Genomic DNA, 17080 nt, shown 5'->3' on the forward strand with positions numbered 1-17080 from the left:
ATAATCAGTGCCATTCCGCGAGCGGTAGCGAAGGTGTGAGCGTCAGCGGCTTACGGTTTCCCTGACTTAAGCTCGCCGAGCATCTCGGCCAATGCGTCCACCAACTTCACCGAGGCGTCGAGTTGCACCTTGTTGACGCCGATCCATGTTTCGTACCCGCCGAGCCGGTGTTGCTCGGGAGTCGGCAGGTAGCCGTGCGAGCCGTGGGCGATGGAAATGTTCATCAGCGGCTGGATCGGGCTGCGCTGCTTGAGGTCTAAGCCGATCTCTGCGAACACCTCGAACGGCATCGCGGCCACGGCTAGATCGCCGATGCGATGCGTCTGCACGATTACGTCGATGGTCGGCGGCATCTCCGGCGAGTTATAGGCAAGCACCGTACTATAAGTGCTGTATCGGCTAGTGCTCATGGGCTTGATTTTCTTAGCCTTCACTGCCTCGGCCCACTCCACTTCCTCCTTCGTCGGATAGCGCCGCTTGAACGTGAGCGTCCGCTGCACCGACGTGAGTTTCACATGATCGTGCCACTTGAGCGTCTTGTGCGCCTCCGTCACCTTTTCCGCACACAGGTTCGCAACTTCCCGGGCCTTCTCATAAGGTAAATATCGTTTGGTCGGCGGCGGGCCTCGCTTGGCGAGCTCTTCATCGGAGTAGCGGGCCAAATTGTTCACGTCGCCGCTGGTACCGTTGGCCATGAGGCCGACGAAGGGTGGATCCTGATGTCGATCGGCACCGACTAACTCGCCTACGCGGTCGGCGAACATTGCGAAATAGTCGGCCGAGATTGTATTTGCCGGTATCCCGCCGACATAGTGCAGACCATAGGCAGCGAACAGCGCGATCGGCTTGCCCGAGGTCGACTGTACCGAAAGAAAGGTGATTTGCGGATCCACGGGACCGGCGGGCCGAAGCAAGCCGCTATAACCCGGGTTCGTATCGACTTGCTCGATGTTATCGTGCGCGCCGTAGATCGGGCCGCGTTTGGCAGTCAGAAACCAGCGGCGGTTGAAGACTTGCGTCCGCTCCTCGGCAACGCCCCAACCGATCCGCGCCGGTTCGAGTTGATTCACAGCACGCAGCACACCCTCGGCAATCCGCCGCGTGAGCAGCGCGCTGTAGTCGTAATACGGCACACTCTCTCCCTCTTCCAGCTTGGTGCCCGTCGAGGTGTGTGTATGAGTCGCTGAGACGAGTACGCATTCCGGTGGGATGCCGGTCGTCCTTTGGATGATCTGCTTGGCGTTAGCAACGACTTCGGCCGAAATGTGCCGCAGGTCGCAGACGACGAGCGCGAGCTTTGATTGCCCGTCGTCGAGGACCAGGCACCGAGCATGCAGTTCGTCATGCACGTGTGTCGCTGGCGGTTTGCTGGTGCGAACATTCGGGTCTGCGCCGATCGACGGGGTGATGTTGCTCGTCGCAGCACCGGCACGAAACACGCGGTCGTCCGGAGTGGCGACGTCGACAAGGCAGAGCGAAAGAAATGCCAGGCAAAGGCCTGCGAAGATCATCTGACGCGGGGTATTCATGGCGATGTATCTTTTGATCATGGTTGAGCACGTAGGAGGGCAACAACGCAGTCAGATGGATTGCGGCTCGAGTGAGGTCAAAACATGTTACATCTACCGGCCCGATGAATGTGCGGCCGGCCGATTGTCGTGCGTTGCAAACCAAGCGAGGGTTCGCCGCAGCACGTCAACCTGATGCTTTGGCTGGCGGATACCATGCCCCTCATCGGGATAGATCACTAGCTGCGTCGGCACGCCGCGAGCGAGCAGAGCCTGATGGTACATCCGGCTCATCGGCAAAGGGACGCGACGATCATCGTGCGAGTGGACAAGCAGGGTCGGCGTGGTCACCTTTTGAACATGACTATAAGGGCTGCGTTCGTGCATCCGCTCGGGTACTTCCCACGGCAGCCCGGAGAGCTCGTACTGCGTCCAGCTTTGAATATCGGATAAGCCCCACATCACATTCATGTCTGTCACTGCATTCTGTGCGACGGCGGCACGAAACTGCCGGGTATGGCCAATGAGCCAGGTTGTCATAAAGCCGCCGTAGCTGCTGCCGAAGACGAACTGCCGATCGGGATCGATCAGTTTTTCTTGTTTGAGGTGTTCGATGCCGGCGAGGATGTCGCGCATGTCGCCCCCGCCCAAATCATTCCGATCTGCGTCGAGAAACTTCTTGCCATAGCCAGTCGAGCCGCGAAAGTTGGGTTGAAAGACGGCGTAACCCGCGTGTGCCAAAACATGTGCAGTTGCACCGAATCCCTTGCTCGAACGACTATGCGGGCCGCCATGCGGATACAGAACAAGCGGATACGGGCGCTTTGCAATCTCGCGAGGCGGCAGCGTCAACACTCCTTCCAATTCCAGGCCTTCGTTCTTCCATCGCAACACGTGGTCTACCGCTATAAACCGCTCCTTCAGAATCGGATTGCTGGGAGGCGAGTATTTTTTGGACAGAGTCACTTGGCGAACCGCGGGCGATAATTCATTGTTGGAGTAATCTTCGCCGACGTTCAGTTCGATCCCTTTGGCGCTTTCAATCTCGACGCGGATCGTTTTGTTCTCCACTCCCACAAGCGTGGAGTAAATGACTGCCGACTCACCGTCCCAACAGGGATCAGGCAAAGGGAATGTTGGAATTGAGTGGGGCGGTTCGACCGTCAATTCTGCATGATGATCAAATAGGTTAACCGCCGACGGCTTGCCGAAACCCGCAACGGTGAAGTCTACCCACTGCAAATTGAAAACGTCGGCATGCGGTCCCTTTCGCGGTGAGCTGAGGCAGATCAAATGCTCACCGTCCGGATGCAGCCGAGGCGACACTTCCGGCCCAGGTCCGAACGTCAGTTGATGCTGTCTCGTGGTCGCCACTTCGATCAGAAATATGTCATAGTTTTTGTTGATGCTGAAGCGCACTGCCTCGACGTCGTTTGTCTTGTTGGCGTGTACCACGAGCCATTTGCTGTCCGGTGTCCACTGTGGATCGCCATACCAGACGTCGTCATTGGTCACTTTAAGAAAGTTGCTGGCGGCAAAGTCGCCCGGCTCTTCTTTCAACTCAGCCACCCAAATACGAGCGGTGCCATAGCCGGTGTACCCTTCGCCCTGATCGGGCCGATCCACATAAACGTCGGCCTCAATCTCCTCCTTGGTCCGCGGATCGACACCGTCATCAGCAACAAAGACGAGTCGTTTGCCATCGGGGGAAAACGCCACACGGCCATAGAAAGGATCATTGAACACGCGGCCATACGGTTTCTCCGGTCCCGCGAGCGGGATCGCTTGTTTGCCGTCGGTTGAGACCAGCCAGATGTCAGTTGCGACGTCTGACTGCAACGGCGTTGCTGGAATCTGTTTCCATCCTTGTGGGCGCAGTCGAGTAGATCGGACCGCAAGCCATTTGCCATCGGGGCTGACAGCGACATTACGCGCGTCCGGCTCATCTTTTTCAAGCAGGCGATATCCTTCCGAATCCGACCAACCTAGCGCAAACCGCTCCTGCTTCGACGTCTGATCGACGCGGCGGTAGATAACTGCAGCGGCACCTGTCTTCGGAGAGGCGACAGTGAGCTGCGGACCGGCGAGCTTGTAAATATCCTCCGGCACGAGGCGAGTTGGCTCTGCCGCGAGTATCAGCAAAGAATGGGTAACCGCCAGGAAGAACGCTAGGTGGCAAATCGGGCGCATTGTGGTCTCGCGAAGTGGGGCAAAGAACGAAATGCCGTCGGCGCAGTCTACATTTCCTGCGATTGCACTTGCTAGACAGATACTCGCTTCTTCAGGGAGCGTAACGAGGAGTCAAAGTCAGTAGACTGCCATCAGGCGGGATGAGAGGGCTGTGCACGAGTAGGACTGAATAAATGCTCGTATAACTTCCGCGGACGCATAGGGCAGGGATTGTGGGCGCTGTATCCCCAAGCCCGGCGACTCGCTCCCTGTGTTGTTGTAGCCGGAAGATCAGGAGCCAAAATCTGCTTCGGCGTGTCGGTCGAATGGCACGTAGTTGAGGAGTTTTGCGACAAGTTAGGGAGGATGCGTGGCTGCCCATCTCTCCCAGCATTACGATTTTAAGCCTAATCTACATGCCATTCGCGTGTCGGTCCGAAGCAGGTTAGAAATTAGAACACTTTCGATATTGCTGGCCAGCGCTAGCTAGGTTTCCGGGAGATTTACTGGGGATTTTCAATAACTTAGCAATCGGTTCCAACGCCATTTTGCCGCTCGTTGGATCATACAGCACTGCTGGGGCGTTCAGGATTGCGAGTTCGCGCCGTTTGCCGAGCACTTCTCGTCTTGCATCTTTGTGCCGATCGGCCAAAGGCATTGCTAGTGGCAATACGATTGACAATGTCGGCCAGCGGTGTGCCGTTGGCGAGCAGAATGCGTTACTGGTTCCACGAGACTTGGCTTCGAACCAATTAGACATTCGAGGTGTGCGATGACACGGAGTGCGCGCGGCCCTACTGTGCGGGAGGGCGCGCTGGGGCAGTCGGCGAGAGCGCGCGACCCACTAAAGTGCGAATTTTTGCCGTGAATTTGCCCGAAAGTTGCAATCCAGCAGTGCCAGGCACGTCATCTGCAATTATTCGCATTCTGCAGGCTGTGGCGACGCCCTGGGCAACCGACGTGATCGTCAAGGGTATAGACGCGCGGAGCGTGTTGCTGAGGAAAGTTAGGGGCGACACGTTGCTGATTACGTCACGTGAGGCAGGAGGTCCTTGATTACTTACGCAGTGAAGTTCACACATCGGATGCACGAACTCGTCAGCTTTTCCGACGACTAACATACATTTCCTTCTCGAATCTCTCCTCCCGAAGCGCGCCCCACGATGAATCATCGCACCGAACAGCCCTACATCATGTGGTTCGCCGATATCACCATCGGCGACATTCCGATCGTCGGCGGCAAGAACGCGTCACTGGGGGAGATGGTCCGCGAACTCACGAGCAAGGGAGTGAAAGTGCCCGATGGATTCGCCGTCACGGCCGAAGCCTATCGCCATTTCATCCGCGAAGCCCGGATTGATGAACGGATTCGCGCGACGCTCTTCGACCTCGACACGCAAGACACCGCTAACCTGAGCGAGCGCGGGCACGCCGTGCGTCAGGCCATTCTCAGCGCGACACTGCCGCAGGACCTGCAGGACCAGATCGCCGAGGCGTATCGCCGCTTACAGGGGAATACCAATGTGCCGCTGGATGTGGCCGTTCGCTCTTCGGCCACCGCGGAAGACCTCCCCGATGCTAGCTTCGCCGGGCAGCAGGAGACGTATCTCAATGTGCAGGGGATCACGGCGCTCTTGGAGACGTGCAAGCGCTGTTTTGCTTCGCTCTTCACGGATCGCGCCATCAGCTATCGCGTGGACAAAGGTTTCGACCATTTTAAGATCGCGCTCAGCATCGGCGTGCAACGGATGGTCCGGTCCGACCTCGCCTGCTCCGGCGTGATGTTCACCATTGATACGGAGTCAGGGTTCCGCGACGCCGTCCTCATCAGTTCGGCTTACGGCCTGGGTGAGAATGTGGTGCAAGGCTCGGTCACTCCCGACGAGTTCATCGTCTTCAAGCCGACGTTGAAGACCGGCCACCGGCCCATCCTGCAAAAGGTTGTCGGCAGCAAGGAGTTTGCGCTGGTGTACGACGTGGGTGGCGGAAAGATGGTCAAGAATGTTCCGGTGCCACCCGCAGATCGAGCGCGATTGTCTCTGACCGACGACGAAGTGCTCGAACTCGCGCGCTGGGGATGCATCGTCGAAGACCACTATTCCGCGAAACGAGGCCAGCCGGCGCCAATGGACTTGGAGTGGGCCAAGGACGGTCGCACCGGCGAGTTGTTCATCGTGCAAGCGCGGCCTGAAACGGTGCAGTCGCAAAAGAATCCTGACGTGCTGGAGTCCTATCAATTGGGTCAGCGCGGCAAAGTGCTGATCACGGGACGCAGCGTCGGCGAGAAAGTAGCCACGGGAAGAGTGCGGGTCATCAAGAGCGCACAGTTCATCGGTCAGTTTCAGGAAGGAGAAGTCCTCGTCACCGACAAGACTGACCCCGACTGGCAGCCGATCATGAAGAAGGCGGCCGCCATCATCACCAACCGAGGGGGCCGCACTTGCCACGCGGCGATTGTCAGCCGCGAATTGGGCGTGCCGGCGATTGTCGGCACGGATCATGGCACTAATGCGCTCAAAGACGGCCAACTGGTGACCGTGAGCTGCGCCGAAGGGGACACGGGCTTCGTCTACGAGGGTGAGTTGCCTTTCGAAGTGAAGCGCACCAGCTTGAAGACACTCGGCCATCCGCGCACGAAGGTCATGATGAACCTGGCTAATCCCGAAGAAGCATTTGCGCTTTCCTTCATCCCCAACGAAGGCGTCGGACTGGCGCGAATGGAGTTCATCGTCACGACCTATATCAAGATTCACCCGCTCGCTCTGGTGAACTTCGAGCAACTCGAGGACCTGGCCGCCAAAGCTGAGATCGAGCGACTCACGACAGGGTACACCGACAAGCCACAATTCTTTGTGGATAAGCTGGCACAGGGCGTCGCGATGCTCGCCGCAGCGTTCTATCCCAAGGACGTCATCCTGCGATTAAGCGACTTCAAAACGAACGAGTATGCGAATCTCATCGGCGGCAAAGCTTACGAACCGGTCGAAGAAAACCCGATGCTGGGCTTTCGGGGGGCGAGTCGCTACTACCATCCGCGCTATCAGGCCGGGTTCGCGTTGGAATGTCGCGCTGCGAAGAAAGTGCGAGACGAGATGGGGCTCACCAATCTCAAGCTGATGATTCCCTTCTGTCGCACCGTGGAGGAAGGCCGTCGCGTGCAAGCCGAAATGGCCAAACATGGCCTGCGAAGAGGAGAGAACGACCTCGAACTCTATGTGATGTGTGAAATCCCCAGCAATGTCATCCTTGCCGATGAGTTCGCGGACATTTTTGATGGCTTCAGCATTGGCTCGAACGATCTGACGCAACTTATTCTGGGCGTGGACCGCGATAGTGATATTGTTGCGCCCATCTTCGACGAGCGCAATGCCGCGGTGAAAAAGATGATCGCCCAAGTCATCGCGACGTGCCGCGCACGGGGTCGAAAGATTGGCATCTGCGGACAAGCGCCGAGCGACTATCCCGAGTTCGCACAGTTCCTGGTGGAGCAAGGCATCAACAGCATCTCGCTTAACCCGGACACCGTCCTTAAAACTACACTGGCAATCCTAGAAAAAGAGAGCTCCTAGAGAACTGGAGCAACGCTCCTCGCCGTGTGCCGAAACTCAACATTCATTGCTGTTCCGGCGGTAGACTTTCGATTCCAGCCGAACGACCCTCTGGTTCTGCCTGGCAATGGACCTCAAGATCCAGATGCGGTCCGGATCATCACTTTGGGAGCGAGGTCATAATGGCGCTGGAAGATATTTATAAGAACCTGTCTGAACTGGGGTTGTTTTCGAAACTCCCAGAAACGATGTTGCGCCAACTGGCGCAACTGGCCGAGCTACGCTCGTACGGTGCTGGCGGACTGCTGTTCCACGAAGGGGCACACTGCGCTGAGTTGTTTGTGCTGCAGAGGGGAAAGGTGCAGTTACAAATGCGCGTGCCGGGACGTGGATGCATCCCCATTCTGACCTTAGGGCCCGGGCAGCTTGTCGCCTGGTCCGCTATGTTGGGAACGGGTGAGATGACGACTTCGGCAACTGCGTTAGAGGAGACTTCGGCGTTCGCCTTGCCGGTAAGCAAACTCAAGGAGCTATTTGAGCAAGACCACGAATTCGGCTATCGGTTTATGGAACAATTGGCAAACGCGTTGGCTCGGCGATTGGTGGCGACCAGGTTGCAATTGTTGGACCTCTGCTCAACTGATGCGCAACAGATTTCTGTCAAGGAGGAACCGCATGGCTAAGTCTCAAGAAACAGACGATAGGCCGCCGCGGTATCTGGCCAAGGCAGCGTTTAACCGATTGTTCGCCGTGCTGGCCGAACGGGGATATCAGGTACTCGGTCCAACAATTGACCAGGAAGCGATTGTGTATGCTCCCATCCGGTCGGTAGAGGACTTGCCGCGCGGCTGGACCGATGAGCAAGCCCCTGGCAAGTATCGCATTGTGCGGCGTGACGACGAACAATGGTTTGGCTTTGTGGTCGGTCCGCACTCCTGGAAGCGTTATCTTTTTCCACCACTGACGACCGTCAGCAAAGCCGACAAAACGGCTGACGGCTGGCAGTTCAAGTCGGCGGACGATTCACCGCCGAAGCAGGCGTTTCTCGGTGTGCGGGCCTGCGAAATTGCCGCCATTCAAGTGCAGGACCGCGTATTTTTAAATGGCTCCTTTGTTGATCCTGTGTACCAACGTCAGCGATCACAATCGCTCATCATCGCGGTCAACTGTACGCAAGCTGCCCCCACATGCTTTTGCACTTCCATGAATACCGGACCAGAGTGCCAGTCGGGCTACGATATCGCGCTCACCGAATTGCCTGAGGGGTTCGTCGTCGAAACAGGAACGCCCGAGGGAGCAGCGATCGTCGCTGACTTGGAGACCCGCCCCGTAGAGGCCGATGACCTGGGTGCGGCAAAAATCGCCCGCCAGCAGGCCGTGGATCAGATTCAGCGGAGCCTGAACACGGACGGTATTCGGAATTTGCTGCTGGGCAATCTCAATCATTCACGCTGGGATGATGTCGCCAGCCGTTGCCTTTCCTGCAGCAACTGCACGATGGTCTGTCCAACGTGCTTTTGTGCTTCGGTCGAGGAAGTTGCGGACCTTTCCGGCGACCATGTGGAGCGGCAACGAAAATGGGATTCGTGCTTCAGCATCGACTTCAGCTATATGAACGGCGGGGAGGTGCGAGATCAGATTCGGTCTCGCTATCGGCAATGGCTGACGCATAAGCTCGCCTCGTGGATCGACCAGTTCGGTACTTCCGGTTGCGTCGGCTGTGGACGGTGCATCACGTGGTGTCCCGTGGGCATTGATCTGACTGAAGAAGTGGCGGCCATCCGCGGAGCAACACAGTGAGTGCAGCGCAAACCCGATTCGACTGTGAATCTGCTCCCAACCCCAATCCCTGGTTGTCAGAAACGGCGGTCATTCGCGAGATCACTGCCGAAGTGGAGGGTGTCGCCACCTATCACCTGGCGTTTGTTAACGAGGCGCGCGGCGCAACCTACCGGTTCCAACCCGGGCAATTCAACATGCTGTATTTGCCCGGCGCTGGCGAAGTACCCATCTCCCTGAGCGCCGATCCGGAAAGTGCCGGTACCTGGGCACACACAGTGCGCGCGGTGGGAAATGTAACGAAGACGCTCGCGCGACTAAAGCTCGGCGATACATTAGGTCTGCGCGGACCGTACGGCAGCGGTTGGCCTTTAGCGGAATGTGTGGGGCGCGACGTGCTCATCATCGCTGGTGGCCTGGGACTCGCACCGCTTCGGCCAGCGATTTACCACTTGCTGCGGCAGCGTGGACAGTTTGGTCGAGTCTGGCTGCTCTATGGTTCACGTTCTCCAGAACTGCTCTTATACGAGCGGGAATATCCGGACTGGATTACGAGCGGTATTTCTGTCGAAGTGACCGTGGACCGTGCTGCTCCGGGTTGGCAGGGCAATGTCGGCGTGGTGACGGTGCTGGTCGAGCAACTCAGTGACTTCGATCCAGCCAAATGCGTGGTGCTCTGTTGTGGCCCGGAAGTGATGATGCGGTTCGCGGCGCAGGGTGCATTACGGCGGGGCGTGCCCGCATCGCGAGTTTGGGTCTCGTTGGAGCGGAACATGCAATGCGCGGTCGGCTTTTGCGGCCACTGCCAACTAGGGCCGGAGTTCGTCTGCAAAGATGGACCCGTGATCCGCTACGATCGAGTCGCGTCCTGGCTGAAAGTCGAGGGACTGTGATGAGCGGCAAACCGAAACTCGCGGTCTTTAAGTTTGCGTCCTGCGATGGGTGCCAATTATCGTTGCTGAGCGCCGAAGACCAGTTGCTGGAACTTGCCGGTAAGGTGGAGATTGTTCACTTCCTTGAAGCGACCAGCCGAATCGCGGACGGTCCCTACGACGTGACGCTGGTGGAAGGTTCCATCACCACGCCGCATGACGTGGAACGCATCCGGGAGGTGCGGCGGCAGTCGGCGTATCTGGTCACGATCGGCGCTTGCGCGACGGCCGGTGGCATTCAGTCGCTCAGGAACTGGGCCAACCATCAGGAGTTCTTGCAGGCAGTTTACGCGTCTCCTGAATACATTTCATCGCTGGCTCACTCCACGCCGATTGCCGCCCATGTAAAGGTCGATTTTGAGTTGCGTGGTTGTCCGATCAACCAAAACCAACTCGTCGACGTCCTCTCCTCATTGTTGGCGGGTCGGCAGCCGCGCGTGCCACGACATACCGTTTGTCTCGACTGCAAACTGCGGGGCACGGTGTGCGTGATGGTCGCCCAAGGTCAGCCCTGTTTGGGGCCGGTCACTCATACGGGATGTGGCGCCATCTGCCCATCGTTTAATCGCGGCTGCTACGGCTGTTATGGTCCCGCGGCACAGCCCAACCTCATCAGCTTAACGACGGAGTTCTCGGCGACGGGAGTTCCACGCGAACAAGTGATCCACAGCCTGCGGAGTTTCAATGGCTACTCTGAGGAGTTCCGCCAAGAAAGTGAACGGCTGCAGGATTCACCATGAACCAATACCTCGATCCCGCCGTCACTACGTCGGAAGCAGTCGAACAACTGCAGAGCGGCATGAATATCTTCGTGCATGGCGCGTCAGCGACACCGACTCCTCTGCTCGAAGCGCTGTGCCGCCGCTGCGATCTTACCGATGTGCGGCTGTATCATATGCATACCGCTGGTCCGGCGCCCTTTGTAGAACCGGCCTGTCACGGCCGTATCCAGTCGGTGTCATTATTCACCGGCAGCCCGGTTCGGCAAGCCATTCAGGACGGGCAGGCGGACTTCATTCCGGTGTTCTTGTCCGATATCCCGGGCTTGTTTCAAAGCGGTCGGATTCGTCTCGATGCGGCGCTGCTGCAGGTTTCGCCGCCAGACAAGCATGGGTTCTGTTCGTTAGGAACATCGGTGGATGCAGCCCGCGCCGCCGCCGATTGCGCGCCGCTGCTGATCGCCGAAATCAATCGCCAGATGCCGCGCACGCACGGCCACAGTGTCGTGCCGCTAAAATCATTCGCGGCGTGGACCGCAACGGATCGCCCGCTGCACGAACACCCGCCGATGCCGGAAACACCTGTCGAAGCCGCGATCGGCGAACAGATCGCTCAGTTGATCAAGGATGGTGCCACGCTGCAAACCGGAATAGGTGCAATTCCCGATGCAGTGCTGAGCCGCTTAGGCAGCAAAAGCGACTTGGGCGTTCATACGGAAATGTTCTCTGATCGAATCGTTGATCTGGTTCACGCGGGTGTCATTACGAACCGCTGCAAAAAAATCTATCCAGGGCAGATCGTGACCAGTTTCGTCACGGGCACTCGGCGACTGTTTGATTTTGTAGATGACAACCCGCAAGTGGCGTTCTATCCCTGCGACATTACGAACGACACGAACCTGTTGCGCAAGATCGACAAACTCGTGGCCGTGAATTCCGCTTTGCAAATTGATCTTACTGGGCAGGTCTGTGCGGACTCGATCGGACATCGCATCTATTCGGGAATTGGCGGTCAAATGGATTTCATCCGCGGCGCGGCGATGTCGCCGGGTGGGCATGCGATCATCGCACTTCCCTCCACGGCCGTGAGAGGTACAGTGTCGCGGATTGTGGCGGAACTAGCGCCGGGAGCGGGTGTCGTGACAACCCGTGGACATGTGCAATGGGTCGTCACGGAGTACGGTGCTGTCAATTTGCATGGACTGTCGCTGCGGCAGCGGGGTGACGCGCTGATCGCGATTGCGCATCCCGACTTTCGTGGCGAGTTGCGGCAGCAACTCAACCAGCTCCGTCACTTTGGAGGGCTCACGCCATGACGCCTGACCAATCGACTCGGACCATCAAGATCGAAGCACTCACGCGAGTGGAAGGGGAAGGCGGCCTGCAGGTGCGCTTGCGCAACGGTGTGATCGAAGATGTGCAATTGCAAATTTACGAGCCACCTCGTTTTTTTGAGGCATTTTTGCGCGGCCGGTCCGTCGAAGAGGTTCCCGACATCACCGCCCGAATTTGCGGCATCTGCCCCGTGGCCTATCAGATGAGCAGCGTGCATGCGCTGGAATGCGCACTCGGCGTGAGCGTCACGCCGGAGATTCGGCGACTACGGCGGTTGCTGTATTGTGGCGAGTGGATCGAAAGCCACGCCCTGCACATTTACTTGCTGAATGCCCCCGATTTTCTCGGCTTCGAGAGTGGTCTGGAGATGGCCGAACGCTTTCCCGATGAGGTAAATCGCGGCTTACGACTCCGGAAGATCGGCAACCAGCTATTGGAAGCTCTCGGCGGCAGGGCCATTCATCCCATCAATGTTGCCGTGGGGGGCTTTTATCGCTCGCCCTTGCGCGAGGCGCTGCAGCAGTTAATCCCTCAGTTCGAATGGGCGGTCGAGGCGGCCGTAGAAACGACGCGCTGGGTTGCGGGATTCGAGTTTCCTGACCTTACCTGCAACTACGAGTTGGTTTCACTTACACATCCCGACGAGTACCCGATGAATGAAGGTGTGATCTCGGGATCATCGGGCTGGTCGGCGCCGGTCTCCGATTTCGAGACGGAATTTATCGAACGGCAAGTGGCACATTCGACCGCTCTGCATTGTGTTCGCACGGGTGGTACGAGTTACCTCGTGGGACCGCTCGCACGAATTGCTTTGAACCTGGAACAACTGTCACCGACGGCCCGCCGCCTGGCGCACGAATTGCCGCTGGTTTGGCCGTGTCTCAATCCCTTCCAGAGTATTGTCGCCCGCGGCCTGGAACTGATTCACGCCTTTGAAGAAGCGCTCTCGATATTGCGAAGCTATCAGCCCGCGCAGCCCACGAGAATTCCGTACGAATATCGTCCAGGTGTGGGTTGGTCCGCCACCGAGGCCCCTCGCGGACTCCTTTATCACCGCTATCGCGTGGACGAGGCCGGCCTCGTGTGTGAAGCCAAGATCGTGCCTCCGACGTCGCAGAATCAGCGGCAAATCGAGTTGGACCTGAGGCAGTGGCTGCCCGACATTATCGCGCAACCAGACGAAATCGTCGCTCGCAAGAGCGAGAACCTCGTACGTTGCTACGACCCCTGCATCAGTTGTTCCACGCACTTCCTGCGCGTCGTCATTGAGCGAGGCACGTCATGACCGACAGTGGACAACGTGCTTCGAAGCCACGCAAGCTCGCCGTGGGCATCGGGTCGCCGCATGGCGACGACCAGATTGGCTGGGCCGTGATGCGAGAACTTGCGGTTGCGATGCAGGGTGAGCTGCAGGTCAAAACGGCCAGTCAACCTCTTGAACTGCTCGACTGGTTACCGGACTTAGATCAGCTCATCATCTGCGATGCTTGCCAGGCTGACGGCGCGCCGGGTGACATTTATCGGTGGCAGTGGCCAACGGAATCTCTGGCCACATGCAAGCGCGGCGGCTCGCACGATCTAACATTGCCGTTCGTGCTCTCACTAGCGGAGCAGTTGGAGAGACTACCGCAGCAAGTCATTGTGTGGGGAATAGAACTTGGCGACACCTCGCCGGGCGCTCCGCTCAGCAGTGCAGTGCGATCCGCCATCCCCAAGATCGTGAAGCTCATAAGCGATGACCTGCAAATGACGCTTTCCAAGTCGGAGCCGATCAGCCATGCATGAATGGTCGTTTGCCAGGAAGCTGCTGCAGCAGGCGACCGGTATCTGCCACGCGAACGGCGCGAGGCACTGCTTGGAAGTGCGGGTCCAGATTGGGCCGCTGTCGGGGATCGAGGCCACCTTGCTGGAAAGTGCTTTTGAACAACTGGCCAGCGACCACGAACTCGCACCCACACGACTGGTGATCGAGCGAACGCCGCTCGTGGTACGTTGCCGCGATTGCGCGGCCGAGTCGGAGTTGTCCGATTTCGATTTCTACTGCCGATTGTGCGGTGGTCGTGCTGTGCAAGTGGTGGCGGGGGACCAATTGCAACTGGTGAGCGTCACCGTGGATGATGCGGCGTTAATGATCAAAGGTACGACATGAGCAAACAAGTGATCGTCGTCAGAAGAGATGTGCTGGCAGAAGAGCGGGCCGACGCTGCTGCGGAACGGGCCCGACTGGCGGGGCGCGGGACGCTTGCGGTCAACTTGTTGTCGTCTCCCGGAGCAGGGAAAACTTCGCTGCTGGAAGCAACCGCGCAATACTTCCAGAGCCGCCGCACGATGGCAGTGCTCGTGGGAGACCTCGAAACAGACCGCGACGCGCAGCGGCTTGCGCGCTATGTTCCCACCGTGCAACTCACCACGGGCGGAGCCTGCCATTTAGAGTTGCCGCTCGTTAAACGCGGTCTGGTGCAGCTCGGCGACCCGCAGGTCGATTTTCTGTTCATCGAAAACGTCGGTAACCTAGTATGCCCCGCCTCACACGATTTAGCGGAACATTTGCGAGTGGTTTTGCTCAGCACGACAGAAGGAGATGACAAGCCAGGCAAGTATCCGAAGATGTTTCGCACGAGTCAGGCAATGGTCATCACGAAGCTCGATTTGCTGCCGCACGTTCCCTTCTCCAGCGAATCGGCCGTGCAAGATGCGCAGCGCATTCAACCGAATCTCGATGTCTTCAACGTGTGCGCACTCGATGGCCGCGGCATTGAGGAGTGGTGCCAATATCTAGAACAACAACGGGATGCAATGCTGCAGAAGCGAGACCAGCACCCGTGACGGATGTATTGCCTAGCGCAGTTCATGTGACGTTGACCGGCCGGGTCCAGGGTCTGGGTGTAAGACCCGCAATTGCGCGGTGGGCCCGCCAGTTGTCTTTGATGGGTTGGGTGAGCAACACCTGTCGCGGGGTGGAGATCGTCGTGGGGGGCACCTCCGATGAAGTTGAACAGTTCATCCGCGAACTTCCCCAACGACTGCCCCGCGCCGCAATCGTAGAAAGCCAGGAGTGCGCGCCGATTGAACCTCCCATGTGCAAGACATTCGCCATTCGGAGTGAATCAGTTTCAGGCGCGCTAAAAGTACGCGTGCCCCCAGATCTCGCCGCTTGTGAAGACTGTCTTCGCGAAACACGAAGCGCTACGGACCGGCGTTCGAGATACCCGTTTGCCAGTTGCACGGCATGTGGTCCTCGGTATTCGATCATCGAGAAAATGCCGTATGAACGCGCTCACACAACCATGCGGAACTTCACCCTTTGCCCAATCTGTCAGAGGGAATTCAATTCGCCTGCAGATCGAAGGTATCATGCGGAGACGACCGCTTGTCCGGCTTGTGGACCGCACTGGTGGTGTTGCGACAACACAGACCGAACGATCGCCACCGGCAGAGACGCGATCCAAGCGGCGGCCGCGACCATTCTTCGCGGCGAGATCGTCGCCTTGCAGGGACTCGGCGGGTATCAACTCATTGTCGATGCCACCTCAGAGACAGCCGTCAATCGACTGCGAACTCGGAAACAGCGCAACGGCAAACCCTTCGCGGTCATGGTCGCGAGTGTCGAACAGGCCTTGCGCCTCGCGCGGTGCGACCAGACCGAGCGTCAGGCGCTCGCGTCACCTGCGGGGCCAATCGTCATCTTAGATCAGCAGCAGGGGAACGAACTTGCTCACGGTGTCTCACCCGGACTTGATACGCTGGGGCTGATGCTGCCCACGTCACCTTTGCACGATCTGCTGCTGATCGCCTGCGGGCGGCCACTCGTCGTGACCAGCGGAAACCGAGAAGGAGATCCGCTAGCGTTCGAGCACCGAGGGGCGCATATCCGCCTAGCAGCCATTGCCGACCTGTGGCTGGAGCATAACCGCCCCATTCGGCGACCCGTTGACGACAGCGTGGTCCGCGTCATAGCGGGGCGAGTTGCGGTCTTGCGTTCGGCACGCGGATTTGCGCCACTGCCTTTAGAAGTACATTCGCCGAAGCCGCTCCTGGCGATTGGGGGGCATCACAAGGCTGCCATTGCAATCAGCAATGGTGCGCAAGGCGTGCTTGGGCCTCATGTCGGCGACTTGGATTCTGCCGCTGAACGTGAGCGCTGGGAGACTCATGTTGCCGATCTGCAGAACCTATTTGGTTCGTCGCCTGTGGCGCTTACTGGCGACTTGCATCCCGATTATTACTCAAAACGTTGGGCCGCGACGCAGCCGCTTCCTTGCATGCAGGTGCAACATCATCATGCGCATGTTGTTGCCGGAATGGTCGAGCATCGCTGGCTGGACCGAGCCGTTTTGGGCGTGGCCTTTGATGGCACTGGACTCGGCGACGATGGAACCATTTGGGGCGGCGAGTTTCTCCTGGCCACATCCGCTGAGTTCAAACGCGTTGCCCATGTGTTACCATTCGACCTGCCCGGAGGCGAACGTGCCGTTCGCGAGCCGTGGCGGGTTGCTGTGTCATTGGCACAGCGCGCTGTCGGCAGTGAACGCGCCTCGAAACTCGCATTTCAGGCCGGATCTCCCCAAGTGCTCCTGCCTCTGATAGGAAATCCGCGGTTCTCACCCGTCACGACCAGCGCCGGACGCTTGTTTGATGGTATCGCCGCGCTGTTGCTCGGAGTGGAGGTCGCACAATTTGAGGGACAGGGGCCCATGGTGCTGGAGGCAGTCTGTGATCGCACTGCTGCCGGTTGTTACCCCATGCCTCTTCAGGGGACTAGGCCGTGCGTCCTTGATTGGCGACCAGCCGTGGTGCAAATTCTGGGCGATCTACAAGCCGCAGTCGCACCGGGTGTGATTGCGATGCGGTTTCATCGTGGTTTAGCGAAGGCCGTGTTGGCGGTCGCGCGTCGGTATCCGCAAAGCCCGGTTGTCTTAGGTGGCGGCTGTTTTCAGAATCGCATCCTCGTCGAATTGCTCGTCGAAATGTTTGCACAAACGGGCCAATTAATCGGCCTACCGGGACTGATCCCGGTGAATGATGGTGGTCTCGCTGCCGGACAATTGGCGATCGCTTCCAGTCAACTTGAAAATCAATACAGCAGGTGA

Annotated in this window: 13 protein-coding genes; 11 read left to right on the forward strand and 2 right to left on the reverse strand. The window is 58.3% G+C overall.

All coding sequences use genetic code 11. The features are described 5' to 3' along the window. Positions 1-50: 50 nt before the first annotated feature. Together ETAA8_RS10950 and ETAA8_RS10955 are read right to left on the reverse strand one after the other, a co-directional pair. Positions 51-1529: a hypothetical protein gene (locus ETAA8_RS10950; protein WP_145088058.1), complete on the reverse strand. Its 1479-nt coding sequence runs from the start codon at positions 1527-1529 to the stop codon at positions 51-53. 93 nt (positions 1530-1622) lie between these two features. Continuing rightward, the gene (locus ETAA8_RS10955; protein ID WP_145088059.1) at positions 1623-3698 is read right to left on the reverse strand and encodes a S9 family peptidase; all 2076 of its coding nucleotides are present in this window, start codon (positions 3696-3698) and stop codon (positions 1623-1625) included. A 1142-nt stretch (positions 3699-4840) separates the two neighbouring features. On the opposite strand from ETAA8_RS10955, the gene ppsA reads away from it, so the two are divergent. The 11 genes from ppsA to hypF all read left to right on the forward strand — a co-directional run bounded on the left by ppsA (position 4841) and on the right by hypF (position 17080). Beyond that, the gene (gene ppsA / locus ETAA8_RS10960) at positions 4841-7246 is read left to right on the forward strand and encodes a phosphoenolpyruvate synthase (protein WP_145088060.1); all 2406 of its coding nucleotides are present in this window, start codon (positions 4841-4843) and stop codon (positions 7244-7246) included. 161 nt (positions 7247-7407) lie between these two features. Beyond that, a complete protein-coding gene (locus ETAA8_RS10965) occupies positions 7408-7908 on the forward strand; it encodes a Crp/Fnr family transcriptional regulator (protein WP_145088061.1) in 501 nt (166 codons plus the stop codon). Then, positions 7901-9025 carry a 4Fe-4S dicluster domain-containing protein gene (locus ETAA8_RS10970; RefSeq protein ID WP_145088062.1) on the forward strand — a complete coding sequence of 375 codons (1125 nt, stop codon included), beginning with the start codon at positions 7901-7903 and terminating at the stop codon, positions 9023-9025. The genes ETAA8_RS10965 and ETAA8_RS10970 overlap by 8 nt, the downstream gene beginning before the upstream one ends. After that, entirely contained in the window at positions 9022-9897 is an 876-nt protein-coding gene (locus ETAA8_RS10975; RefSeq protein ID WP_145088063.1) for an FAD/NAD(P)-binding protein, read from the forward strand. The genes ETAA8_RS10970 and ETAA8_RS10975 overlap by 4 nt, the downstream gene beginning before the upstream one ends. Continuing rightward, positions 9897-10676, forward strand: a complete 780-nt coding sequence (locus ETAA8_RS10980; RefSeq protein ID WP_145088064.1) for an NADH-quinone oxidoreductase subunit B family protein — start codon at positions 9897-9899, stop codon at positions 10674-10676. The genes ETAA8_RS10975 and ETAA8_RS10980 overlap by 1 nt, the downstream gene beginning before the upstream one ends. Beyond that, positions 10673-11971: an acetyl-CoA hydrolase/transferase family protein gene (locus ETAA8_RS10985; RefSeq protein WP_145088065.1), complete on the forward strand. Its 1299-nt coding sequence runs from the start codon at positions 10673-10675 to the stop codon at positions 11969-11971. Before ETAA8_RS10980 ends, ETAA8_RS10985 begins: the two co-directional genes overlap by 4 nt. Beyond that, the gene (locus ETAA8_RS10990) at positions 11968-13275 is read left to right on the forward strand and encodes a Ni/Fe hydrogenase subunit alpha (protein ID WP_145088066.1); all 1308 of its coding nucleotides are present in this window, start codon (positions 11968-11970) and stop codon (positions 13273-13275) included. Before ETAA8_RS10985 ends, ETAA8_RS10990 begins: the two co-directional genes overlap by 4 nt. After that, the gene (locus ETAA8_RS10995; RefSeq protein ID WP_145088067.1) at positions 13272-13775 is read left to right on the forward strand and encodes a hydrogenase maturation protease; all 504 of its coding nucleotides are present in this window, start codon (positions 13272-13274) and stop codon (positions 13773-13775) included. Before ETAA8_RS10990 ends, ETAA8_RS10995 begins: the two co-directional genes overlap by 4 nt. Then, complete coding sequence (locus ETAA8_RS11000) at positions 13768-14139, forward strand: hydrogenase maturation nickel metallochaperone HypA/HybF (protein ID WP_145088068.1); 372 nt, start codon at positions 13768-13770, stop codon at positions 14137-14139. Before ETAA8_RS10995 ends, ETAA8_RS11000 begins: the two co-directional genes overlap by 8 nt. Continuing rightward, a complete protein-coding gene (hypB, locus tag ETAA8_RS11005) occupies positions 14136-14816 on the forward strand; it encodes a hydrogenase nickel incorporation protein HypB (RefSeq protein WP_145088069.1) in 681 nt (226 codons plus the stop codon). Before ETAA8_RS11000 ends, hypB begins: the two co-directional genes overlap by 4 nt. 26 nt (positions 14817-14842) lie before the next feature. Next, the gene (gene hypF / locus ETAA8_RS11010) at positions 14843-17080 is read left to right on the forward strand and encodes a carbamoyltransferase HypF (RefSeq protein ID WP_238397800.1); all 2238 of its coding nucleotides are present in this window, start codon (positions 14843-14845) and stop codon (positions 17078-17080) included.

This window comes from Anatilimnocola aggregata, from assembly GCF_007747655.1.
Taxonomy (GTDB): domain Bacteria; phylum Planctomycetota; class Planctomycetia; order Pirellulales; family Pirellulaceae; genus Anatilimnocola; species Anatilimnocola aggregata.